The organism is Mucilaginibacter koreensis, from assembly GCF_054783355.1.
The window spans coordinates 698,333-719,984 of the sequence record NZ_BAAGQS010000001.1; the positions used below are offsets into that span (position 1 = coordinate 698,333).

20 protein-coding genes and 1 other RNA gene are annotated in these 21,652 nt (G+C 42.6%); 6 read left to right on the forward strand and 15 right to left on the reverse strand.

Translation table 11 applies throughout. The features are described 5' to 3' along the window. Positions 1 to 123: 123 nt before the first annotated feature. Positions 124 to 717, forward strand: a complete 594-nt coding sequence (locus tag ACYVNW_RS03000; RefSeq protein ID WP_460678360.1) for a master DNA invertase Mpi family serine-type recombinase — start codon at positions 124 to 126, stop codon at positions 715 to 717. A gap of 113 nt (positions 718 to 830) precedes the next feature. On the opposite strand, the gene ACYVNW_RS03005 is transcribed toward ACYVNW_RS03000, so the two are convergent. The 7 genes from ACYVNW_RS03005 to ACYVNW_RS03035 all read right to left on the reverse strand — a co-directional run bounded on the left by ACYVNW_RS03005 (position 831) and on the right by ACYVNW_RS03035 (position 5,783). Further along, positions 831 to 1,142, reverse strand: coding sequence for a hypothetical protein (locus ACYVNW_RS03005; RefSeq protein WP_460678361.1), 312 nt, complete (start codon positions 1,140 to 1,142; stop codon positions 831 to 833). A 9-nt stretch (positions 1,143 to 1,151) separates the two neighbouring features. Then, positions 1,152 to 1,325, reverse strand: a complete 174-nt coding sequence (locus ACYVNW_RS03010; protein WP_460678362.1) for a hypothetical protein — start codon at positions 1,323 to 1,325, stop codon at positions 1,152 to 1,154. A 108-nt stretch (positions 1,326 to 1,433) separates the two neighbouring features. Next, positions 1,434 to 1,955, reverse strand: a complete 522-nt coding sequence (locus tag ACYVNW_RS03015) for an ORF6N domain-containing protein (protein WP_460678363.1) — start codon at positions 1,953 to 1,955, stop codon at positions 1,434 to 1,436. Between the two features lie 124 nt (positions 1,956 to 2,079). Next, positions 2,080 to 3,297 (reverse strand): site-specific integrase, encoded by a 1,218-nt coding sequence (locus ACYVNW_RS03020; protein ID WP_460678364.1) that lies wholly within the window; start codon positions 3,295 to 3,297, stop codon positions 2,080 to 2,082. A gap of 248 nt (positions 3,298 to 3,545) precedes the next feature. Next, positions 3,546 to 3,913: a transfer-messenger RNA gene (ssrA, locus tag ACYVNW_RS03025) on the reverse strand. A gap of 157 nt (positions 3,914 to 4,070) precedes the next feature. Next, a complete protein-coding gene (locus tag ACYVNW_RS03030; protein ID WP_460678365.1) occupies positions 4,071 to 5,303 on the reverse strand; it encodes a pyridoxal phosphate-dependent aminotransferase in 1,233 nt (410 codons plus the stop codon). A gap of 87 nt (positions 5,304 to 5,390) precedes the next feature. After that, positions 5,391 to 5,783, reverse strand: coding sequence for a DUF1573 domain-containing protein (locus ACYVNW_RS03035; RefSeq protein ID WP_460678366.1), 393 nt, complete (start codon positions 5,781 to 5,783; stop codon positions 5,391 to 5,393). 135 nt (positions 5,784 to 5,918) lie between these two features. Between ACYVNW_RS03035 and ACYVNW_RS03040 the strand changes: the two genes are divergently transcribed. From ACYVNW_RS03040 to ACYVNW_RS03050, 3 genes are all read left to right on the forward strand, one after another. Next, complete coding sequence (locus ACYVNW_RS03040; protein WP_460678367.1) at positions 5,919 to 8,351, forward strand: alpha-ketoacid dehydrogenase subunit alpha/beta; 2,433 nt, start codon at positions 5,919 to 5,921, stop codon at positions 8,349 to 8,351. A 63-nt stretch (positions 8,352 to 8,414) separates the two neighbouring features. Next, positions 8,415 to 8,993, forward strand: coding sequence for a nitroreductase family protein (locus tag ACYVNW_RS03045; RefSeq protein ID WP_460678368.1), 579 nt, complete (start codon positions 8,415 to 8,417; stop codon positions 8,991 to 8,993). A 366-nt stretch (positions 8,994 to 9,359) separates the two neighbouring features. Further along, the gene (locus ACYVNW_RS03050; RefSeq protein WP_460678369.1) at positions 9,360 to 10,154 is read left to right on the forward strand and encodes a murein L,D-transpeptidase catalytic domain family protein; all 795 of its coding nucleotides are present in this window, start codon (positions 9,360 to 9,362) and stop codon (positions 10,152 to 10,154) included. Between the two features lie 64 nt (positions 10,155 to 10,218). Here the strand turns inward: ACYVNW_RS03050 and ACYVNW_RS03055 are convergent, their stop codons facing one another. Beyond that, positions 10,219 to 11,781 carry a L,D-transpeptidase scaffold domain-containing protein gene (locus tag ACYVNW_RS03055; protein WP_460678370.1) on the reverse strand — a complete coding sequence of 521 codons (1,563 nt, stop codon included), beginning with the start codon at positions 11,779 to 11,781 and terminating at the stop codon, positions 10,219 to 10,221. A 199-nt stretch (positions 11,782 to 11,980) separates the two neighbouring features. Between ACYVNW_RS03055 and ACYVNW_RS03060 the strand changes: the two genes are divergently transcribed. Continuing rightward, a complete protein-coding gene (locus tag ACYVNW_RS03060; protein ID WP_460678371.1) occupies positions 11,981 to 12,529 on the forward strand; it encodes a DinB family protein in 549 nt (182 codons plus the stop codon). Here ACYVNW_RS03060 and ACYVNW_RS03065 read toward each other — a convergent pair. From ACYVNW_RS03065 to ACYVNW_RS03080, 4 genes are all read right to left on the reverse strand, one after another. Then, a complete protein-coding gene (locus ACYVNW_RS03065; protein ID WP_460678372.1) occupies positions 12,518 to 13,144 on the reverse strand; it encodes an HAD family hydrolase in 627 nt (208 codons plus the stop codon). The two genes, ACYVNW_RS03060 and ACYVNW_RS03065, sit on opposite strands and share 12 nt — an antisense overlap. Before the next feature lie 67 nt (positions 13,145 to 13,211). Then, positions 13,212 to 14,447, reverse strand: a complete 1,236-nt coding sequence (locus ACYVNW_RS03070) for an MFS transporter (RefSeq protein ID WP_460678373.1) — start codon at positions 14,445 to 14,447, stop codon at positions 13,212 to 13,214. Between the two features lie 77 nt (positions 14,448 to 14,524). Next, on the reverse strand, positions 14,525 to 15,832 hold the full coding sequence (gene murA / locus ACYVNW_RS03075) for a UDP-N-acetylglucosamine 1-carboxyvinyltransferase (RefSeq protein ID WP_460678374.1): 1,308 nt from the start codon (positions 15,830 to 15,832) through the stop codon (positions 14,525 to 14,527). Positions 15,833 to 16,025: 193 nt separating this feature from the next. Continuing rightward, positions 16,026 to 16,760 (reverse strand): DUF4290 domain-containing protein, encoded by a 735-nt coding sequence (locus tag ACYVNW_RS03080; protein ID WP_460678375.1) that lies wholly within the window; start codon positions 16,758 to 16,760, stop codon positions 16,026 to 16,028. A gap of 213 nt (positions 16,761 to 16,973) precedes the next feature. Between ACYVNW_RS03080 and ACYVNW_RS03085 the strand changes: the two genes are divergently transcribed. Then, positions 16,974 to 18,074, forward strand: coding sequence for a mandelate racemase/muconate lactonizing enzyme family protein (locus tag ACYVNW_RS03085; RefSeq protein ID WP_460678376.1), 1,101 nt, complete (start codon positions 16,974 to 16,976; stop codon positions 18,072 to 18,074). On the opposite strand, the gene ACYVNW_RS03090 is transcribed toward ACYVNW_RS03085, so the two are convergent. The 3 genes from ACYVNW_RS03090 to ACYVNW_RS03100 all read right to left on the reverse strand — a co-directional run bounded on the left by ACYVNW_RS03090 (position 18,064) and on the right by ACYVNW_RS03100 (position 21,389). Next, the gene (locus ACYVNW_RS03090) at positions 18,064 to 19,416 is read right to left on the reverse strand and encodes a deoxyguanosinetriphosphate triphosphohydrolase (RefSeq protein WP_460680991.1); all 1,353 of its coding nucleotides are present in this window, start codon (positions 19,414 to 19,416) and stop codon (positions 18,064 to 18,066) included. The genes ACYVNW_RS03085 and ACYVNW_RS03090 overlap by 11 nt on opposite strands. 367 nt (positions 19,417 to 19,783) lie before the next feature. Then, positions 19,784 to 19,909: a hypothetical protein gene (locus tag ACYVNW_RS03095; RefSeq protein WP_460678377.1), complete on the reverse strand. Its 126-nt coding sequence runs from the start codon at positions 19,907 to 19,909 to the stop codon at positions 19,784 to 19,786. 100 nt (positions 19,910 to 20,009) lie between these two features. Beyond that, entirely contained in the window at positions 20,010 to 21,389 is a 1,380-nt protein-coding gene (locus ACYVNW_RS03100; protein ID WP_460678378.1) for a dipeptidase, read from the reverse strand. Positions 21,390 to 21,652: the final 263 nt, after the last annotated feature.

The window sequence follows — 21,652 nt, forward strand, 5'->3', positions numbered from 1 at the left end:
GAATGAAATTGTCGAATATAATCGCTCCTTATTCTTCAGAAATAAGTGCTGTAGCTAATACTATTAGTGGCTTAGTTTATACTTGTCCTGTTTAAATAAATTACTTTAAAAACTTATACAATTATGAATTACGGCTATATCCGCATTAGCACGGACAAACAAACTACAGATAATCAAAAGTTTGAGATTCAAAACTTTACATCTAAAAAGGAAGTCATAATAGACGAGTGGATTGAGGAAACCATTAGCTCAACAAAAAAATTAGAGGTTCGAAAGTTCGGCGCTTTGTTGCAGCGAATGCAAAAAGGAGATGTGTTGTTTGTGTCAGAGCTATCTCGTCTAGGCAGAAATTTAATGCAAATTATGAAAATCCTTCATGACTGCATGGAAAAGGATATCATGGTATATACTATTAAAGAGAACTATGAATTAGGAAATAATATCAATTCTAAGGTTCTTGCTTTTGCTTTTGGGCTATCTGCAGAAATTGAACGCAATTTAATTTCCCAACGCACTAAAGAATCACTCGCCCGTAGAAAGGCCGAAGGGCAAATTCTAGGAAGACCTAAAGGTAGTAAATCCCAAGTTCGTAAACTTTCCGGTAAAGAGGACGATATCAAATCGCTAATGAATAAAAAGATATCTTATAGTGCTATCGGGAGAATTTTGGGAGTTCACCGCTTAACTGTTTCTTCTTTTGTGAAGGAAAAGATTTAATGATGAGATTATTAAAAGAATAAATAAACCAGTAACTACCATTATTTGGTAGTTACTACATATAGGTACAAGTTTTAATGTCCAATAAGTGATAGCCCTATTAGACCACTTATTCACTTAAGCGAGGAGAGGTTGAAAATATATAAATCATATTTTTCTGCCTCTCCTAAAGTTGGCCACCAGCATTTGTCACCTTCGGTTATCAATACGTCATCATTGGTTTCCAAGCGTACAGTTTCTAGAAAGTCTAAAATAAATAGGGCCTCATGAAAATTTGCTACTGCTTTTATTCCACTCCAACCGTAGCTGTTATCGCCATTATTAATACCTAAATCAATCAAACCAACAATTCTTGCCAATTCGACGTGAACTGAGTGGTCAGGATTGTGAAGATTAATACCGTCGCCTGTAGCATAAATTTTCATAATATGGATCTAATGATTTTTTGTTAGTGGATAATGCGCCAACTCATACTCTTTAATCAGTACACTCAATGCCTCCATTTCTTCTGACGCTTCTGATCCTTCTTTTACATCACTCTGCATCAAGTCATACAGACGAGCTAAGGCGTCTTGATATTGCTCTTCTGTCTTAATCCGCTTTGCCATATTTTAATTAAATATAAATTATCCTTTTAATAATTAAAGCTGTTGATTCAAAAATATTAAGGGGTCACAATTTGTGACCCCTTAATATAACGCAAATGTCAAAGCTAACTATCTCTTTAATTTGAACCCTACTGGCTCCCTTGGTTCATTCTTCTGCTGTATTATTTGCTTTAGCGCTTGAAAGATAGATTGAATATCATCGTCGTGCTGAACGACTAATTTCTCTAACTGCTCAAATTTAAGCAGCAAATCTTTTTGAGAGATGAGCATTTCTCGGAATTTAACAAACACCTCAATGATTTTAATACTCATCGCTATTGCCTGTTGACTCTTAATCACGTTTGCAAGCATTAGAATTCCGTGTTCACTAAAAGCGTAAGGCAAAGACCCGCCTAATGACTGGCGTGAAGGTATCGCATTTTGCGATACCATAAAGTCTACTTCTTTATCAGAAAGTTGAAACATGAAATGCTGTGGAAAACGATCAAGGTTACGTTTAACCTGTTGTCTTAAACGTTTTGGCATAGTTCCATACATTTGGGCCAAATCCTTGTCCAACATCACTTTAATTCCTCTGATAAGAAATATTTTTTCAGCAATCTCCTGATCGCGCGTGCTAAGTTCTTCCATTTTTACTGTTTTAAGATGATTTTAAGTTTTAGCTCTAGCGTTTTTGATTTTTATCTGTGCTGCCAAGCTGAAAGTTATTTGATGTTCCAAAATGGAACATCAAATGTCGTGTTGTTTTATCGTGCTAGCTGGTTTGCAGCTTCTTTCGTAGTGCTCCCATATCTTCACCAACCTTTAGATCTAAAATCCGAGCATAGTGCTGAGTTGTTTTGATATTAGTATGTCCAAGCATTTTAGATACGCTTTCAATAGGCACACCGTTTAACAAGGTGACGGTGGTAGCAAATGTGTGCCTAGCAATATGAAAGGTTAAATCTTTATCAATACCGCATAGGTCTGCTATTTCCTTCAAGTAAGCATTCATTTTCTGATTGCTCAATATCGGTAATAACCGATCCTCAATTTCGCATTGTGGATGATCCCGATATTTCTCAATGACGGATAGTGCATAAGGTAATAAAGGAATTCGTGATGGGGTGTCAGTTTTTTGACGGCTGGTAAAGATCCATTGCTCGCCATCGAAACCGCGAACGATCTCTGAACGCTTTAGCTTTTGTACGTCCACATATGCCAAGCCGGTATAGCAGCTGAATAAGAAAATGTCCCTAACCTGATCCAACCTGGTACTCACAAACTTTTTAAAAGCCATCAAGTCAAGCTCTTCTTTTGAAAGGAAAGGGCGGTCAACTTTTTTGATTCGAATCTTGTAATTTAAGAATGGGTTAACTGTTATCCACCCGTTGGCTAAACAGATACGGACAATCTTCCCAAAGTTTTTGATGTATTTAAATGCCGAGTTGTTATTGCACTTTCTGACAGACCGGAGGTAAAACTCAAATTCGGTAATGAAATGGTGGTCTATCTGTTTAACCCGGATGTCTTTCTTTTTGTACTTCCATTGCATAAAATCAATGGTATGTTTTAATGTTGTTTCATATCGGGTTGCGGTTGCGGGAGCAAACTCTCGGTTGACCAGAGCCATCACTTTTCGGTTATGCTCTTGAAAGACCTCCACTAACATCATCGGTTTTTCAATTTTACCTAAATACCGATTTTTGATTTTCTCTGCTGTAATCTCTTCATCGTAATCCTTGAGATAGCGGGCCGTGTCATTAATTTTCATCTCCAATCTGTTTAGAGTTGAATTGACTTCCTCTATCTCAGGCGTCCTTCCTTTGGCTCGTCCTTCACTTGGATCCCATAATTTGGGCTCAATTCTTTCACCGGTTGCAAGTTCAACACGTTGTCCGTCCACAGTAATCCTCATGTAAACCGGAACTTTCTGCTCTTTGGCATTTGCTCTCTTTTTCAGATAAAAGAGAATAGCGACATTTTTAGTCATAAAAAAAAGCTGTTAAAAGTTAAACAAAATTAACTTCGCAGCATAGTTTAAACAAGATGTTCACTCGCTGAACATGTTGATAGTCAGACATTTTAATACCTTCTGGTGAGCAGCTTAGTGTAAAGTGACCTGCTCACCAGAATAGTCACCAAAATGGACGTTCAACGGTGAGCAAATCAAACCAAAATGTAACAAAAAACCCCTCAAACATAGCGTTTGAAGGGTTTTAGTGGTTTTTGATACCTACTTAGTGGAGCCGGAGGGATTCGAACCCTCGTCCAAACATGGTATAAGGTAAGCTTTCTACATGCTTAGTACTGTTCGGTTGTCGGGAAGGGGAAGGTCAGTTACTCACCTGTACCGTCTTCCGTAGGTGCTTTATCTTGCTCGCTTATCACACCTTAAGCAAGCCAGTTTTGTTTATCGATGCCCCATATACCGGTTCAACAAAACGGAACACCGGCGGGACAAAAGCTATGCTAATTCTAAATTAGGCAGCTAAGGCGTAGTTATTTTCGCCATTTGAAAGTTTGAGCGTTCAGATTATAGCGCTAATTCACACAACGCGCTGCATGCTTACTTACTTATCTCCATCCTGTCAATTCCGGTCGACCCCATATTGTTGGTGTTGGCAGATGCCAGCAGGTGATATCTTTACAAAGATACAAAATTTGAGCCAGACTTGTTTGACCTGCCAGCAATGAATTATTGACAGTACTCTATTTACATAGCGAACATATAGAAATAAAGTACTGCCAATAATGGCCGGTTGACTAAGATTGCACTGTGTTTTCAGTTAAAGCAGAGTTTTCTACTCGGCCGGGGTATTGCCGTAGTGCTTGATTTAAACAGAGCATGGCACGTTGTAAATCGTATGCATTTAATACGTATGCCATGCGTACTTCGTTAATACCGGCGCCAGCAGTACTGTAGAAACCCGTGGCCGGTGCCATCATTACGGTTTCATTCTCATGGCTGAATTCTTCCAACATCCACTGGCAAAATTTGTCCGCATTGTCAATAGGAAAACGGGCCACTACATAAAATGCGCCGCCAGGGTTAGGGCAAAATACGCCTTCCATCTGATTAAGGGCATTTACTAACAGATTACGTCGGTGGGTATATTCAATACTGACTGTTTCAAAATAACTATCTGGGGTATCTACAGCGGCTTCGCCGGCAATTTGCTCCAGCATACCTGGGCTCAAACGCGCCTGTGCAAATTTAAGGGCGGTAGATAACACTTGTTTGTTTTTAGTAATCAGGCAACCCAAGCGGGCACCACAGGCGCTATACCGTTTACTTACCGTATCCATTACAATTACATTTTCTTCCAGGCCTGCTAAGTGCATGGGCGAAATGAAATCGCGGCCGTCATAGCAAAACTCACGGTAAGCCTCATCAGCAAACAGGTATAAATCATATTTCAGAACCAGTTGCTTCAAAGCTTCCATTTCTTGCTGAGAATATAAGTACCCCGTAGGATTATTAGGGTTGCAGATAATAATGGCCTTGGTTTTGTCAGTAATCAGTTTCTCAAACTCGCTGATTTCGGGTAAGGCAAATCCGTTTTCTATATAAGAAAGGATTGGTTTTACCACAATATCGCTCTGGCAGGCAAAACCGTTGTAATTGGCATAAAACGGTTCGGGAATTATCACTTCATCACCTGGGTCCAGGCAGGTCATCATGGCAATGGTAATCGCCTCTGAGCCACCGGTGGTTACAATAATGTTCTCCGGGGCAATGCCATAATTAAGCTTATTGTAATACTCTACCAGCTTTTTGCGGTAGGAGAGGGTACCTTCTGACGCTGTATAAGCCCATACTTTAAAATTGATGTTTTTAATGGCATTGAGCATGCCTTCGGGCGTTTCAATATCAGGCTGGCCAATGTTGAGGTGATATACTTTTTTACCTTCGTTTTTGGCTTTATCAGCAAATGGGGTAAGCTTACGTATAGGCGAAGCAGGCATGTGCTGCCCTTTCAATGAAATTTGTGGCATAGGTTACAAAATTAATAATTTCTGGTAAAAAGAAAGGGAGATGCCTTATCAGCATCTCCCTTACAGTATGTGTAGTAAAAATATTACTTAGCGTGTGTTGGCTGCAACAACCTCGCCTACAATGTTTAAGTATTTTGTAGGTGTTTTTGAATTAGATGTTACAATAATGGTTTTGTTAAACGGCTGCGCTACAGCGGCGTTGTAAGTGATTTTAATGCTGCCATGTTCACCTTTTTTAACCGGGGTTTTGGTGTAATCAGCAATGGTGCAACCGCAGGTAGGTTTTACTTCAGTTAAAATCAGTGGTTCCTGGCCAACGTTTACGAAGTCAAAAACGGTGGTAACCGGTTTGCCTTGTGCAATCTTACCAAAGTCGTGTTTCTCTTCGTTGAATTTAAACTCAGCTTTGTTGTCGTCCTGTGCAGAGGCTTTAAAGGCAAAACCCAAAACAACCATGCACAATATCAGCAATTTTTTCATGTTCTTATTTTTATTACACAAATATAATTTTAATTATGCAAAATCAAAATAGCACCCTGACAAGTTATTCTATATAGCCGGTCTACCAATTACCGAACAGAATTTTATACTTTTACCGCAAAAACAAAATTATATATGCCTGAAGCCGCAACACAGGCAACCGGAGGGTTCAATCCTTCTGAGTTGAGTTTTGATGATTTCAAACAAATTGTAATTAATGATTACCGAGTAGGCTTTGAAAGTCGGCAGGCTGCTTTGCTGGGCCGTCGTGAAGTGCTTACCGGTAAAGCCAAATTCGGCATTTTTGGCGATGGCAAAGAAGTAGCGCAAATTGCAATGGCCAAAGCCTTTAAGGCGGGCGATTGGCGCGCTGGGTATTACCGTGACCAAACTTTTATGTTTGCGACCGGTATGAGTACGCTTAAAGAGTTTTTCGCGCAGCTGTATGCCAACCCCGATATTGAAAAAGACCCTGCATCTGCCGGCCGGCAAATGAATTGCCATTACGCCACCCGTTATGCCAATACTGATGGTACCTGGGTAAATCAAGCCGAAAGTATGAACTGCTCGGCAGATATATCTACCACCGGCGGTCATATGCCGCGTTTATTAGGCTTGGCTTACGCTTCGAAGTTATATCGCCAAAACCCCGGTTTGGTTGATATGAAGCAGTTTTCGGTAAATGGTAATGAGGTGGCCTTTGGCACTATTGGTAATGGTTCTACTTCAGAAGGCTTGTTCTTTGAGGCTTTCAATGCAGCGGGTGTATTGCAGGTGCCTATGGCTATTTCTGTGTGGGATGATGCCTATGCCATATCTGTACCTGCCAGTTTGCAAACTACTAAAGAGGATATATCTGAAGTGTTGAAAGGTTTCCAGCGTGAGCCCGGTACCAACGGATATGAAATATTTAAAGTACGCGGATGGGATTATGTAGCTTTATGTGAAACCTACGAGCGTGCTGTTGAATTATGCCGTACCGAGCATGTGCCGGTACTGATACATGTAGTAGAAATGACGCAGCCGCAAGGCCATTCTACCTCGGGTTCGCACGAGCGTTATAAAACTAAAGAGCGTTTAAATTGGGAGGCAGAGCATGATTGCCTCTTGCAGATGCGCCGCTGGATGGTAAAATCAGTCATTGCTACCGATGAGGAAATGGATGCTTTAGAGGCAACGGCCAAAAAAACTGTACGCGAAGCCCAGCGTGAAGCTTGGGATGACTTGGCGAGCGAAATAAAATCTGAATTAAAACAGGCGGTTCAACTGATTAACGAATTGGCAGGTACAGCATCGGCAGCTGATGAGTTATATAAAATAGGCACCGAATTAAATAATTTTTTAGACCCCAGTCGCCGAGAGGTAATGGTTGCAGCCCGGAAAGCCTTGCGCTTAACGGTTGCTGATGCTAAGGCTCAACGTGAACCATTAATTCAGTGGTTGAAACAGCAGGCGGCTGATAATGATGAACGCTTCAATTCAAAATTATTTACCGATACGCCACAATCACCTTTAAACGTAGCTGAGGTTAAACCTGAATATGGTACAGACAGCAAATTGATGGACGGCCGGGAAGTATTAAATACCTGCTTCGACCTGCAGTTTGGCCGCAACCAGGCTTTAGTAGCTTTCGGTGAAGACGTGGGCGCTATCGGTGATGTAAACCAGGGCTTTGCCGGTTTGCAGGCCAAATATGGTAACCTGCGCATTACCGATACCGGCATCCGTGAGGCTACCATTATTGGGCAGGGTTTAGGCTTAGCCATGCGTGGCCTGCGCCCAATCGCCGAAATACAGTACCTTGATTACCTTTTATATGCTATCACCGTGTTGAGCGATGATCTGGCCACCTTAAGCTATCGTACACGAGGCGGACAAAAAGCACCGCTGATTGTGCGTACACGGGGCCACCGCTTAGAGGGCATCTGGCACTCTGGTTCTCCACTTGGCGTACTTTTAAATACTATGCGTGGCGTTCATATCTGCGTACCGCGTGATATGACCCAGGCTGCAGGCATGTACAATACGTTGTTACAAGGTGATGAGCCTGCTATAGTGATTGAATGCCTGAACGGTTACCGCCTGAAAGAAAAATTACCGACCAACGTAGCCGATTTCACAGTGCCTTTAGGCAAAGCAGAAATTATGCAGGAAGGTACCGATGTAACTGTAATTTCTTATGGTTCAACCTTGCGTATTGTGATGGAAGCTGCACAGGAATTAAAGGAGATAGGCATCAACATAGAAGTAATTGATCCGCAAACCCTGTATCCGTTTGACCGGGAACAGCTATGTGCTGCCTCCCTGCAAAAAACCAATAAACTGCTGATTATAGATGAGGACATTCCGGGCGGAAGTTCCGCTTATATTTTGCAAAAAGTGCTGGAGCAGCAGAAGGGCTATTATTACCTGGATGCCGAGCCGCGTACCTTATGTGCCTATGAGCACCGTCCACCTTATGGCTCTGATGGTGATTACTTCTGTAAGCCATCTACCGAGGATGTAATAGAAACAGTATACGCGATGATGCACGAGGCCAATCCGGCCAAATTTCCCTCAATGTATTAATTGGTATAGCATAGCTACCACATATTCCCTAATTTAGCGCCTGCCAAAACAGGCGCTTTTTTTATGAATGAACAATTTAACGCGATAGCCCAAACTATCAAGTCACGCCGCAACATCAAACCGGCAACCATGAATGGCCAAAAGATTGCCAAAGCAGATATTGAAGCTTTGATTGCCCTGGCCGACTGGGCGCCCAACCATGGTTCAACCGAGCCCTGGCGCTTTGTAGTATATGAGCAACCCACAGCTTTTTGCCATAAACATGCAGAAATGTATCAGCAAAATACAGCAGAAGAGAATTTTAAACCTGCTGTACATCAAAACTTGATGAGCATGGGCGATAAAGCCTCTCACATTATCGTGGCTTATACCAAACGTGGTACCAATCCTAACATTCCGCAATTCGAAGAAATAGTAGCTACATCTTGTGCTATTGAAAACCTGCTTTTAGGCGCTACTGCTGCCGGTATTGCGGTTTACTGGGGCACAGGCGGACAAACGCTTAAACCAGCCATGAAAGCTTATTTAGGCCTGGGTGAAGAAGATCAAGTAATGGGTGTATTTTATTTAGGTTACACTGATGACCAGCCCGAAGGTAAGCGTAAAACACCGCTCGAAGAAAAGGTGAATTGGGTGGAATAATTGACTTTAAAAGTTAATTTATATTATCCGGCAAATCTTTGATATTTATTACGTCATTGCGAGAACGAAGCAATCTTTATGTGCCTAACCAAACAGCGCATAGAAATTGCTTCGTTCTCGCAATGACGTTTCTTGTTTTTTAAAGTAGCGAGTGTGGAATTACTGGCTGTTCAGAATTAACTTTCAGGAAATTTAATACTCGATATAGTCTATTGATTAACTATAATGATAATCAGATGACTTGACAAAGCCACTTTTATGTGTATATTTGTTATACAATCACAAAGCAATTATAGGCCCTTCTAACTTAAGCCCGCTGACCTTTTTATTTTGTTCTTAATTTAGAATTAAATTCTCAACGGAAATATGAAGAAAAACATTTGGTGGATTGCAAGTTTACTGATTATCGCTTTTATCTCAGTATTCAGCCGTGAAACGGTAGTTGCAAAAAAAACACAAAAGCTTCAACAAGCTGCTTTTAAAGTAGCAACTTCACAAAAAGACTTATTTAATCAATATATAGACAGCGTTTATCAAACTGCTCAGTTAGCTGAAGCCAGTTTAGATGTAGCTGTATTTCAAAAAGCAGTAACCGGTTATTACAACCTGAAAATGGATGGCAAGTTGCCGGCCAACAGTTCGGTAGTAACTGTGGTAGATTTTACCAAATCAAGCCGCACCAAACGGATGTGGATTGTAGATTTGATGAAGAAAAAGTTATTGGTAAATACCTGGGTAGCCCATGGACAGGGTAGTGGTGATGATATGGCCAGCCAGTTTTCAAACACTGCAGAATCACATCAGAGCAGTTTAGGTTTTTATATTACCGATGATATTTATTACGGTAAACACGGCCGTTCTTTACACTTGAATGGTATGGATGCCGGTTTTAATGATAAAGCCCGTGCTCGCGATATCGTGGTACATGCTGCTGATTATGTGTGTGAAAAAACTATTGCTCAATTAGGCCGCATTGGCCGCAGTTTTGGTTGCCCTGCGGTATCGCCACTGGTATCTAACCAGGTAATTGATATCATTAAAGGTAAATCAGTGTTGTTTATTAACGGTAATGATCAGCGTTATACTTCAAAATATTTGAATGCCGATGCCGCTGCTAATTTTGCTTTAACACCTTCAAAAGAGAAGTTAGCTACTATATAAATCTATTTTATATCCTCTTAATAAAACAAGGGCCCTGTATTTATAAATACAGGGCCCTTGTTTGTTATATGGCGTGTTGCTCTTTGGTAATTTTATGTTTTTGCATGTGGGCAAATAACACCATGTCCAAACCATATACATCTTTCCTAAACTGGATAACATTCGTTGCCGGGTCCAGCCAACAAGTCATGTAGGTGATGTATACCGGCACCTTTTTAGGCAAAGTTAAATTTTGCGGCTCGGGGTTATCTTTTCCCATATCCTGCTCAATGGTTTGATATTTCTGTCCATCGCCAAATAAGGCATGCGCTAAATCTAAGGGGCGCTCTACACGTACACAGCCATGGCTTACGGCACGCATCGATAAATTGAAAGCGCCTTTGGCTGGGGTATCGTGTAAATAAACACTACTGTTATTTGGGAACAGGAATTTAATTTTACCTAAAGCGTTACCATCACCGGGCTGCTGTTTAAATGAATATTCACTGGCACTGGCTGAACCCCAGTCAATGGTTTCAGTATCTTCTACCTTTTTACCGCCTTTATAAACGTCAATATTTTGATTCGACAGGTAGTAAGGATCGCTGGCGGCATGTTTAATGATTTCGTTGTTGGCAATGCTTTCCGGAATATTCCAAACCGGATTGACCTGAGCTACATTAATCATGCTGTTCAATTGCGGGGTTTCGCGAGAGAAGGGGCGGTCTTTGTCGCTGCCTTCATTGTATTCAGCCAGGGTGATTTCATTATCCATATTGCGACCCTGACCTACACAAACTTTCATGTTCATGGTAGATTTACCATTTTCCATCACATCCAAGCGATAATCCGGAATGTTTACAACTACATACTTGGCAGCATCAGGTTTATTCTTCCAGCGCAGGCGTTCCAGGTTTACACGTATGGTGCGCTCGGTTTCTTCTTTGCTCATGCCTGGTGCCAACACGCCGCTGGCCAGTGCCTTTTGTAAGGCCACATACTGCGCACTTTTAGGCTGAATGCTATCCAAAAATGATTTAATGTTGGTAGCATTTAGTGCCGCGTTCATGGAGGCGCTATCAGGGCGCAGGGTTTTAGTATAATAACGGGCGTAGATTTTACGCGGGCTAATTACTCCATACTCCAGTGCGTTGGCATAATCAACCAGTGAGTTGGCCGCTAATAGTTCTAAATGAGCCATAACTTCGTAAGCCTCTTTTGGTGATTTGATGGCTGATTTGCTGGTAATTTTGTTGACCAGTGCCATCATTTCATCACCTTTGAATTGCTCAGGGTTGAGGCCATGCTGACCGGCGCGCTGGCAATAATCTGCCAGGCTGCGTAAATCATTATTTTTCAAGTGGTCCATTACAAAAACCGGGTCATTCTCATTGGCTTCGTAAAAGGCAGTAATCTGATTCGGATTAGTGAGCGTGCCTTTTTCTTGCTCCAGTACTTCTTTAAATACCGGTTCGTATTCTTCAGGTGTTATCTTTTTATACACCTTATTTTTACTGATTTTGTACAAGGCTTCGCCCATGTCAGAGCGGCTCTTTTTACGACAGCTTTGCATCAGCAGGGCCAGGGTAACCAGCGCCAGGCTAAGTGAAAGCAGTACACGGCTTCGGGAAAGTATATTCATTTTCATAGCGTAAATATTCATGTGCACATCAGAATGCAATACTTATACCACTGCTTAAATTGTATGCACACCTTTAGGTTGTAATCAAAAATGTAAGCTAAAGCTCTTACACAAATGATATTTTTATGTAACTAACGACATTGCCACCTTTATTTTGTTGTATATTATTGTAGGCACAATCAATTTTAAAAAGCGAATTTAAATCATGACTGAATCCCAGTTACCCGAAGTTTGGATGCGCGGCCCTCAGCCCCAAATACCGGCCCTATTACAACCAATAGCTTTTGCACTGCAGCAGGCACGTGAAGAAATCGTTGCCCTGATGCAAGATTTTCCCGAGCACTTATTATGGCTGAAACCCGCTGGGCTGGCTTCACCCGCCTTCCATTTGCAGCATTTGAGCGGGGTGTTGGATCGTTTGTTTACTTATGCAAAGGGCGAAGCTTTGAACGAAGACCAACTAATTTATTTGAAGGCTGAAGGTAAACCGGAAGCCACTGCTGGAGTATCACAGGATTTTGTCAACCAATTTAACAAACAGGTGGATAAAGCGATTGCACAATTACAACAAACGGATACAAATACGCTTACCGAGGCGCGGGGGGTAGGGCGTGCGCAGCTGCCCTCTACCGTAATGGGGCTATATACGCATGCTGCCGAGCATACCATGCGCCATTTTGGGCAATTGTTGGTTACTGTAAAAATTTTAAAAGCCGCCGGGCTTAACCCGGCGCTTAGTCAGTTATTGGAATAATTCGCTCATGTGTTCGAGCGTAGGGTACTGGTAGGTGGCTGTGCCGGCAGGATAGTCGCCTTTTTCATCGCGCAGGTAGGTGGGCATCCCTAAATCTTTCCCGGCTTTAATTTCAGATTCTACATCATCACCCACAACTAATACTTCTTCAGGTTTCAGGTTGTATTTGGTGATGATTTCTTTGAAGGCATCCAGCTTCTTTTTATCAGTTTTTTCGGGGTCAACTACAATGGTTTCCTGATAGTCTGCTCTTAAGTTCAACATATCGAATTTGCTTTCCTGCATTTTGGTGAACCCCATGGTCACTAAAAACTTTTGTGCTTTAACCTGCTGCATGAAGTGATAATCCGCATAAGCCTGCATAGGTTGATCGTAAGCTAAATTGTTTAACAGGTCGATGCCTTGCTGCTTCAACTCCGGCGATACACCATGTTTATCTGCCACCTGCTGAAAAGGCTTTTTCATGATTTCTTTTTTAATTTCCTGAATAGCGTCTTCCCCAATTTCATTCTTATGTTCTTCCAACAAATCAATCAAAGGTGCAAAAAGGCGGTCGCCAATAGAGTTTACGGGGTATATGGTGTTGTCGAGGTCGGTAATAATCGCTTTTATCATTTTATTTGTGGGGTTAAGCTGACTTAACAACTGTAAAGAGCCAGGGTTTCATTGGTGACAACAATCCTCAGCTTAAACTTGAAGCTACCTTTGTTTTACTGATGCTTCGGTATAAAGCTAATGTTCCTAATGCGCCAGCGCAGCAAGCAGTACCTACAACATACCAAAGCGCACTGTAACTTGCATGCAGTACCAGCTGACTGCCAATGGTAGGTGCCACTATGGGGGCCAATGACCACGCCATGGTATATAACGCAGCATACTGCCCACGGTTGGCAGGGGTAGTGCGCGCTACCCAAAATGAGTTCATAAAAGGCATACTGATGATCTCGCCCACTGAAAGCAGGATAATACTTATAACAGCAACTACAATGCCTGCGGGCAATACATTTTGTACTGCATAACCAATACCAATTACCACTGTGCCCAAGGCAATGTAAATCAGCGGATGTTTCTTGCCATCCATATAATACACCAGCGGCATTTCAATTAAGGCGATAAGCAAACCGTTGAAACCCATTAATGCACCGATGACACGCTCGCTTAAATGCCATTGTGTTTTAAAAAATTCAGGTTGCAGGGTGAACATCTGGAAAAAGCAGGCTGCATATAAAACGATTAATGCAATGAACATGAGGTAAGTGCGATCCTGATAAGGAGAGCGCATTTCATCAGCAATGGCTTTGACCTGGGTTTTTATTGTTTTTACAGCAGAAAAGGGTAATACTTTTATCAAAATCAATGCGGCAAACAGATTGGTACAGCCATCTACCCAAAACAACAGGTGATAATCAATGGCTGCCAAAAAGCCACCCACCGCACCGCCGAAAGCCCAGCCTAAATTAATAGCCAACCGGTTTAATGAATAGGAGCGCGTAGTGGTCTCAGGCGAACTATAATGCGCTATGGCTGCTGAGTTAGCAGGGCGAAAGGCCTCATTACATACGCTTAATATAAAGGTGCCTATGCCAAGGGTAGCGAATGTTTTTTGATAGCCTAACAGCATATATAACAAGCCGCCGCTAATTAATGCCATTAGCTGCACGCTGTAAAAACCTAACTTATCTGTAAGCCTGCCACCCAAAAAAGCACCCGCAATTGAGCCTGCACCAAACAAGGCCATAATATAACCGGCTTGTGTAATGCTGAAGTGCAATTGCTGGGTACAATAAATAGTCATGAACGGAATGACCATCGTACCGCTCCGGTTAATAAGCATTACTAATGACAGGTGCCAGCTGTTGGCTGATAAACCGTTGTAGGTGCTGGCATAAATACGGAAGGGGTTGGGTAAGCGGGGCATGACAGGTTGAATTTGAAGGTACAAAAAAAGCACCGGGGTTTGGCCGGTGCTTTTACAAAATGATTGTTAAAGGTTAACTATATTCTTGTAATATCGGCACCCAAGGCTTTCAGGCGGGCATCAATATGCTGATAACCACGCTCAATTTGCTCGATGTTGTAAATGGTGGATTTGCCCTTGGCAGACAGTGCTGCAATCAATAATGATACACCGGCGCGAATGTCAGGCGAGGTCATGGAAATACCGCGCAGCTGGGTTTGTTTATCTAAACCGATTACGGAAGCACGGTGCGGATCGCACAGGATGATTTGAGCGCCCATATCCAGCAGTTTATCCACAAAGAACAGGCGGCTCTCAAACATTTTTTGGTGAATTAATACTGAGCCTTTGGCTTGGGTGGCTACCACCAGTACGATGCTCAGCAAATCGGGGGTGAAGCCCGGCCATGGCGCATCAGCAATGGTCATGATGGAACCATCAATAAAGGTTTCAATCTCGTAATGCTCTTGTGCGGGGATATAAATATCGTCACCACGCAGTTCCAGCTTAATACCTAAACGGCGGAAGGTGTCAGGAATAATACCCAGCTCCTTATATTGTACATTTTTAATGGTAATCTCAGAACCGGTCATGGCAGCCAAGCCAATGAAAGAGCCAATCTCAATCATATCCGGCAGCATCCGGTGCTCAGTTCCTTTTAGTTCGGTTACCCCCTCAATGGTAAGCAGGTTAGAGCCAATACCGCTGATGTTGGCGCCCATGCGGTTCAGCATTTTGCAGAGTTGCTGCAGGTAAGGCTCACAGGCTGCGTTATAAATAGTAGTAGTTCCTTTAGCTAACACAGCAGCCATTACAATATTTGCAGTACCGGTTACCGAAGCTTCATCCAGCAATATGTAAGTGCCTTGTAAGTCTGAGGCATCTACGTTGAAAAAGCCCTCTGTTGGGTCGTAGTTAAATTTAGCGCCAAGTTTTTCAAAACCCAAGAAGTGCGTATCTAAACGGCGACGGCCAATTTTATCGCCACCTGGTTTTGGGATGGCAGCTTTACCAAAGCGTGCCAGCAAAGGGCCTACTATCATGATGGAGCCACGCAAACCGCTGCCTTTGGCTTTAAACTCATCTGACCGGAAGAAATCCAGGTTGATATTTTTAGCTTCAAAAGTATAGGTATCAGGACTTAAGCGTTCCACGGTTACGCCCATATCGCCCAGTAATTCAATCAGCTTATTTACGTCCTGAATATCAGGTACATTGCTGATGGTCATCTTTTCGGGTGTTAATAATACAGCTGAAATAATTTGTAAGGCTTCGTTCTTCGCTCCCTGTGGTACAATTTCACCTTTTAGCGGTTTGCCGCCTACAATTTCAAATGCATTCTTCATATCGTCGGTTTAATAATTTATAACAAAGCCAAAGCTTAATTGGCTGCAAAGATTGTACAAAAATTGCACATTGCGAATAGTACATGCCGAATAGTGCTATAAACTATACCCTTTGCAGCAAAACAAAAAAGGGTAATTACATAGCGCAGGTACGCAATTGATAATTACCCAATAAATTTTGTAAACAGTAAGCTTATTGTGGCCGCTGGCGGTTTTGGTTGTTATTCCGCTGGTTTTGATTACGATTCTGGTTGTTGTTATTCCGCTGGTTGTTATTGCGGTTTTGCATATTCTGGTTGCTGCCCCGCGGATTGTTGTTGCTGCGGCCGCGTTGGTTGTTATTGGTAGGTACCGGGGTGCGATATTCTACTTTATTGAGGTTGATATTTTCCTCCAGTTTAAGCTCCCCGCGCGAAAGTTCATACAAGTCAGAAAGAATACTTTCATCGCTTACCGAATCCTTGTTCCATTGCACATAAGCCATTTTCATGAAGTTGGCTATCGATTGTACCATGTGCTGCTTACGTACCGGCTCGTCAATACTTTTGGCCTTTTCAATCATCAGCTCGATGGTTTTGCCGTAGTGCTTGTACCTGATGCGTTGGTTGGGGTACTTCAAAGGCTCCGGCTTAAACAGCGCCGCTTCGGGTTCAGGCTTCGGGTAGGGCGCATCTACATCAATGCTATAATTAGAGATAATATAAAGGTGATCCCAAAGCTTGTGTTTAAAGTCGGCCACATCGCGCAGGTGCGGGTTTAAAAAACCCATCAGGTCAATTACTACCTGGGCGTAGCGATTACGTTCTTCCTTGGTAGGCAGTTTCACAATATATGCCACCATGTTTTGCACATTGCGACCGTATTCAGAAAGGATGAGTTTACCCCGCGTAGAGTTATAATCGAAAATTGGCGTAGTTTCTAATGCCATGTATTGTATTTATAAAATAAGTTTTATTCGCTCTTTTATTTATTGCAGCTGTTTAGCACAGCAAAAGAGACAAAACAGGATAGTAAATGCTATTTTATTAAAGCGGTAACGCAAATATAAGCTAATTGTGTTGAAGCTGCAAAAGAATATTTATGGTACACATTTATGTATCTTCAATTGTATTGTTTAATATTTTGCCTCAATTTTAATTTTATGCAAATTACCCACATCGACATCTACCGTTTCAGTATCCCCATGGAACCCTTTACCATTGCTACCGGCACTATGGATTCGGCACAAAATACCTTCATCCGGGTACATACCGATGCAGGCTTTTATGGCGTGGGCGAATGTTCGGCCTTCCCTATGATTACCGGCGAAACGCAGGATACCTGCCTGGCTATGGCACGTGATTTTGCTAAACTATGGATAGGTACCAACCCACTTGAAATAGAACACCGCTTACAAGAACTGCATGATGCCGCTGCTTTCAACAACACCATTAAGAGTGCTTTTGATATGGCATTGTATGATATTGCTGCTAAAAATGCTAACCAGCCTCTGTACCAGTTTTTGGGCGGCCGCCGAAAGGATATAGAAACGGATATTACTGTGGGTATTTATGCGCCCGAACTGATGGCTGAAAAAGCATTGGCCTTTTCACAACAGGGCGCTTCAGTAATAAAGGTAAAATTGGGTATGGATGCAGTAATGGATGTAGAACGGATCCGGCAAATCAGGCTGGCGGTAGGGCCGGAGTTGAAACTCAGGGTAGATGCCAACCAGGGTTGGAGCTTTGAAGAAGCCGTACTGGCTTTGCAAGGTATATCGAAGTTTGATGTGCAGTTTTGCGAGCAGCCACTGCGTACCTGGAACAATCATCGCCTGCCAGAACTGCGTAGTTTATCGCCAGTGCCTATTATGGCCGATGAAAGCGTGTACAATCACCATGATGCCCGGCAGCAACTCACCACCGGTTCCTGCGATTATATTAATATTAAGTTCGCCAAATCGGGAGGTATCAACGAAGCTATGAAAATTCAGGATTTGGCGGCCAGCTATCAGGTGCCCTGTATGATGGGCGGTATGCTGGAGAGCCGCATTGCCCTAAGCGCCCAACTGCATTTTGCCATGGCTATGCCCAATATTAAATTTTACGATATGGACACCTGTATGCTGGGCCATCGGGCCGACCCATGCTTAGGCGGCGTTCAATATCAGGGTTTCCATCTTACTATTGATGATACGCCCGGTATAGGTGCCGATGCCAGAGAAGAATATTTGGCTCAATGCGAGCGCTGGACTATCGGATAGACGGAAACTCGATGCCTTTGATGTGCTTGTAGAGCTCAACCGCGTATAAGTCCGTCATTCCTGATACAAAGTCCAGTACGCTTTGTATTTTGGCGTATAGGCTGTCATCCGTACTGATGAATTGCTTTGGAATTAAAGCCACCAGCTTTTTATGGTACTTACTGTTGTTTTCAATAAGTGCAGGGATAAATTCTTCCAACAAGCCGCCCATCACTTTGTAGCCGGCTATTTCAATCTGCACTACGGATGAATAGTTATAGATCTTTTCAATCGAGATTTTTTCAATAGCTTTCCATGCGGTTAACAATGGCTCGGGCAGGGCATCAGTTAATGCCTTATCAAATTCGCCTTTTAATAATGCTTCCTGATAGTCTAAAAATAGCTGGGCGCAGGCTTGGGTAATGGTATTGATGGCACGGGCCCGTAACAAACCTACTTTCGCATCTTCATCGCTGTAATCGGTTTTTAGCCGGTCGGCCAGGGTGCCGCTGCTGCTGTTACAGAGTGGGAGCAGTAGGGCTTCTATTTGTTCGTAAGTAAGTATTTTAAGGCGATGTGCATCTTCTAAATCAATAATATTATAGCAGATATCATCTGCCGCTTCAACCAAATAAACTAAGGGGTGGCGTTTGTAAACCAAAGGGTGATCTCCGGTTTGTAGCATTCCCAGCTCTTCGGCTACCTTTTTAAATGTGCCTTCTTCCGACTGAAACCAACCGTACTTTTTTTGATGAATATTGCCTTTTTGGTGCCCGGCCAGTGCTTCGCAAGGGTATTTAACGATCGAAGCTAAAGTGCTGTAAGTTAAAGCAAACGCGCCGTTGCCTTTGCCGGTAAAAGGATGGGTAAGTATTCGTAATGCGTTGGCATTACCTTCAAAATGAATCAGATCCTCCCACTGCCCGTCGGTTAACTCAGCTTTGTATTTGATGCCGGGCCCGTTACTGAAATAGTAAGAGATAGCAGCTTCGCCCGAATGCCCGAAGGCCGGGTTACCCATATCGTGCGCCAGGCAGGCGGAGGCCACAATATTGCCCACTTCGCTGATGAGCGGCAGCCGTTCATCCAAATCGGGTTCCTGCTTTTTTAAAGCGTTGTAAAATATGCGCCCTAATGAGCGGCCTACGCTGGCTACTTCCAAACTGTGCGTTAACCGGTTGTGTACAAACACACTACCAGGCAAGGGAAACACCTGTGTTTTGTTTTGCAGCCGGCGGAATGGAGAAGAAAATATTAAACGGTCATAATCGCGCTGAAACTGTGAGCGGGCCTCATCTTCATCAATAGCCGTGTAGTTTTCAGCACTCCAGCGCTTGGCCGAAAGCAGTTTTTCCCATTGCATCATTTGGTAAAAATAAGGGTTTGCGCGGAAATGCAGGATTAATAGAGTTGATTGTTCGTGTTAAAGTAAATGTTACAATGGATGTTAAATTGCTGCGAACCTTAAACTGCGATTTACTTGTAATACTTTGTTGTAACGGATTGACTATATAGTAATTCACCACCCGCTGTCATGCTGAGGCCCTCGAAGCATGGGTGCACAGGTTTAACATCGTAGGATTTCTGCAACCATGCTTCGAGGGCCTCGGCATGACAACATCAGTTCACAAATAAGAGATAAGATTGCTTAAGATAATACCATTAGCTTTAAAACAGCAAAGCCGGTAATAGTCATCACCGGCTTTGCTGTTTATTATCCTGAAAGAATTTTACTTCTTTTTCTTATTACCGCTGCTCATTTCTTTGGCGGCTTCACTTTTCTGCAGTTTTGAAGCTTTTGGGTCTTTCATTTCTTTTGAGGCTTCGCTTTTTGAATTTGATTTTGTAGTTGCCATGATAGATGTTTTAATAAAGTTGATACTAAACAATTACATCTGTATCAGTACAGCTACTGTGCCAAAACATGTATTTATTGAAAATAAATTAACTTTAAGTTTATTTATTGCTGTTGCTCAACTCATTAAAATGTTTGTAAAACAACGGAATGGTTTCAATACCCTTATAATAATTAAACAAATCGTATTTTTCGTTAGGCGAATGCAAGGCATCACTGTCCAGTCCGAAGCCCATCAATACAGTTTTAATACCCAGCTCTGCCTCAAAAAGCGCTACAATTGGGATGCTGCCACCGCCACGTGTAGGTATAGGCTCTTTCCCGAAGGATTCGGTAATTGCCTGTTGTGCTGCGCGGTAAGCAACACTATCTGTTGGTGTAACCACCGGCTCGCCACCATGATGCGGGGTTACTTTCACTTTAATGTAAGGCGGTGCAATCTTGGTAAAGTGCTCGGTAAACAATTGAGTGATTTTTTGCGAACTCTGGTTTGGCACCAAACGCATGGATATTTTGGCATTGGCTTTTGATGGCAACACCGTTTTGGCGCCTTCACCTATGTAGCCACCCCAGATACCGTTTACCTCAAGAGTAGGTCGGGTTCCTGTACGCTCTAAGGTAGAATAACCCTTCTCGCCCCAAACATCATTAATATCCAGGTCTTGCTTATACTCTTCTTCATTATAAGGCGCAGCGTTTAAGGCATCACGTTCTTGCTGGCTCAATTCAATTACATCATCGTAAAAACCCGGGATGGCGATATGGTTATTTTCATCGTGCAGGGAAGCAATTAGTTTAGCCAGTATGGTTGCCGGATTGGCAACTGCACCGCCGTATACGCCCGAATGCAAATCGCGGTTGGGGCCGGTTACTTCAACTTCGAGGTAAGATAAACCGCGTAAACCTGTTTCTAAAGATGGGTTTTTCATGCTCAGCATTGAGGTATCCGAAATCAGCACCACATCAGCTTTCAGGCGGTTTTTGTTTTCCTTTACAAAGGTGCCCAAATTGTCGGAGCCGACTTCCTCTTCACCCTCAATCATAAATTTAACGTTGCAGGAAAGAGTATTGGTTTGCATCATTAACTCGAAAGCCTTAATGTGCATGTAAAACTGGCCTTTATCATCGCAGGCACCACGGGCATATATTTTTCCGTCACGTATGGTTGGTTCAAATGGCGGACTTACCCACAAGTCCAGCGGATCGGGCGGCTGTACATCGTAATGCCCGTACACCAGCACGGTAGGTTTGCTTTGATCAATAATCTTTTCGCCATATACAATAGGATAGCCGGCAGTTTGGCACACTTCCACATTTTCTGCACCGGCATCTTTCAGGCGTGCAGCTACATAGTCGGCAGCTTTAAGTACGTCAGCTTTATATTTAGGGTCGGCGCTTACTGATGGAAAGCGCAACAAATCAAACAATTCGTCCAGCATGCGCTGTTTGTTTGCTTCTACATAATTTTTAATGGTATCCATAAGTACATATGTTTACCTGCAAATATATAAATGCTATACCGCCTTGCACTAAAAAGCCGAATTTTTTAAACATGGAATCAGCCAGATGTTAGACGACAAAACAGGTAACCAATTAGTGTGGAAAACTTTACGGATATATGGAGAATAAATATAGAAACAGCAAATGTTAACTAATATTAAAATAATATTTTTGTAATAACCTAAACTGTGGTTGATATATCATTTGCTATAAAGCAGTTATATCAGAGAGGGTAGTGTGGTAA

Coding starts and splice junctions, on each gene's coding strand:
- murA (WP_460678374.1), bottom strand. CDS start 15,832: ATGAAGAATGCATTTGAAATTGTAGGCGGCAAACCGCTAAAAGGTGAA.
- ACYVNW_RS03020 (WP_460678364.1), bottom strand. CDS start 3,297: ATGACTAAAAATGTCGCTATTCTCTTTTATCTGAAAAAGAGAGCAAAT.
- ACYVNW_RS03060 (WP_460678371.1), top strand. CDS start 11,981: ATGACTGAATCCCAGTTACCCGAAGTTTGGATGCGCGGCCCTCAGCCC.
- ACYVNW_RS03010 (WP_460678362.1), bottom strand. CDS start 1,325: ATGGCAAAGCGGATTAAGACAGAAGAGCAATATCAAGACGCCTTAGCT.
- ACYVNW_RS03095 (WP_460678377.1), bottom strand. CDS start 19,909: ATGGCAACTACAAAATCAAATTCAAAAAGCGAAGCCTCAAAAGAAATG.
- ACYVNW_RS03035 (WP_460678366.1), bottom strand. CDS start 5,783: ATGAAAAAATTGCTGATATTGTGCATGGTTGTTTTGGGTTTTGCCTTT.
- ACYVNW_RS03100 (WP_460678378.1), bottom strand. CDS start 21,389: ATGGATACCATTAAAAATTATGTAGAAGCAAACAAACAGCGCATGCTG.
- ACYVNW_RS03045 (WP_460678368.1), top strand. CDS start 8,415: ATGAATGAACAATTTAACGCGATAGCCCAAACTATCAAGTCACGCCGC.
- ACYVNW_RS03090 (WP_460680991.1), bottom strand. CDS start 19,416: ATGCAATGGGAAAAACTGCTTTCGGCCAAGCGCTGGAGTGCTGAAAAC.
- ACYVNW_RS03005 (WP_460678361.1), bottom strand. CDS start 1,142: ATGAAAATTTATGCTACAGGCGACGGTATTAATCTTCACAATCCTGAC.
- ACYVNW_RS03065 (WP_460678372.1), bottom strand. CDS start 13,144: ATGATAAAAGCGATTATTACCGACCTCGACAACACCATATACCCCGTA.
- ACYVNW_RS03055 (WP_460678370.1), bottom strand. CDS start 11,781: ATGAAAATGAATATACTTTCCCGAAGCCGTGTACTGCTTTCACTTAGC.
- ACYVNW_RS03040 (WP_460678367.1), top strand. CDS start 5,919: ATGCCTGAAGCCGCAACACAGGCAACCGGAGGGTTCAATCCTTCTGAG.
- ACYVNW_RS03080 (WP_460678375.1), bottom strand. CDS start 16,760: ATGGCATTAGAAACTACGCCAATTTTCGATTATAACTCTACGCGGGGT.
- ACYVNW_RS03085 (WP_460678376.1), top strand. CDS start 16,974: ATGCAAATTACCCACATCGACATCTACCGTTTCAGTATCCCCATGGAA.
- ACYVNW_RS03015 (WP_460678363.1), bottom strand. CDS start 1,955: ATGGAAGAACTTAGCACGCGCGATCAGGAGATTGCTGAAAAAATATTT.
- ACYVNW_RS03000 (WP_460678360.1), top strand. CDS start 124: ATGAATTACGGCTATATCCGCATTAGCACGGACAAACAAACTACAGAT.
- ACYVNW_RS03050 (WP_460678369.1), top strand. CDS start 9,360: ATGAAGAAAAACATTTGGTGGATTGCAAGTTTACTGATTATCGCTTTT.
- ACYVNW_RS03070 (WP_460678373.1), bottom strand. CDS start 14,447: ATGCCCCGCTTACCCAACCCCTTCCGTATTTATGCCAGCACCTACAAC.
- ACYVNW_RS03030 (WP_460678365.1), bottom strand. CDS start 5,303: ATGCCACAAATTTCATTGAAAGGGCAGCACATGCCTGCTTCGCCTATA.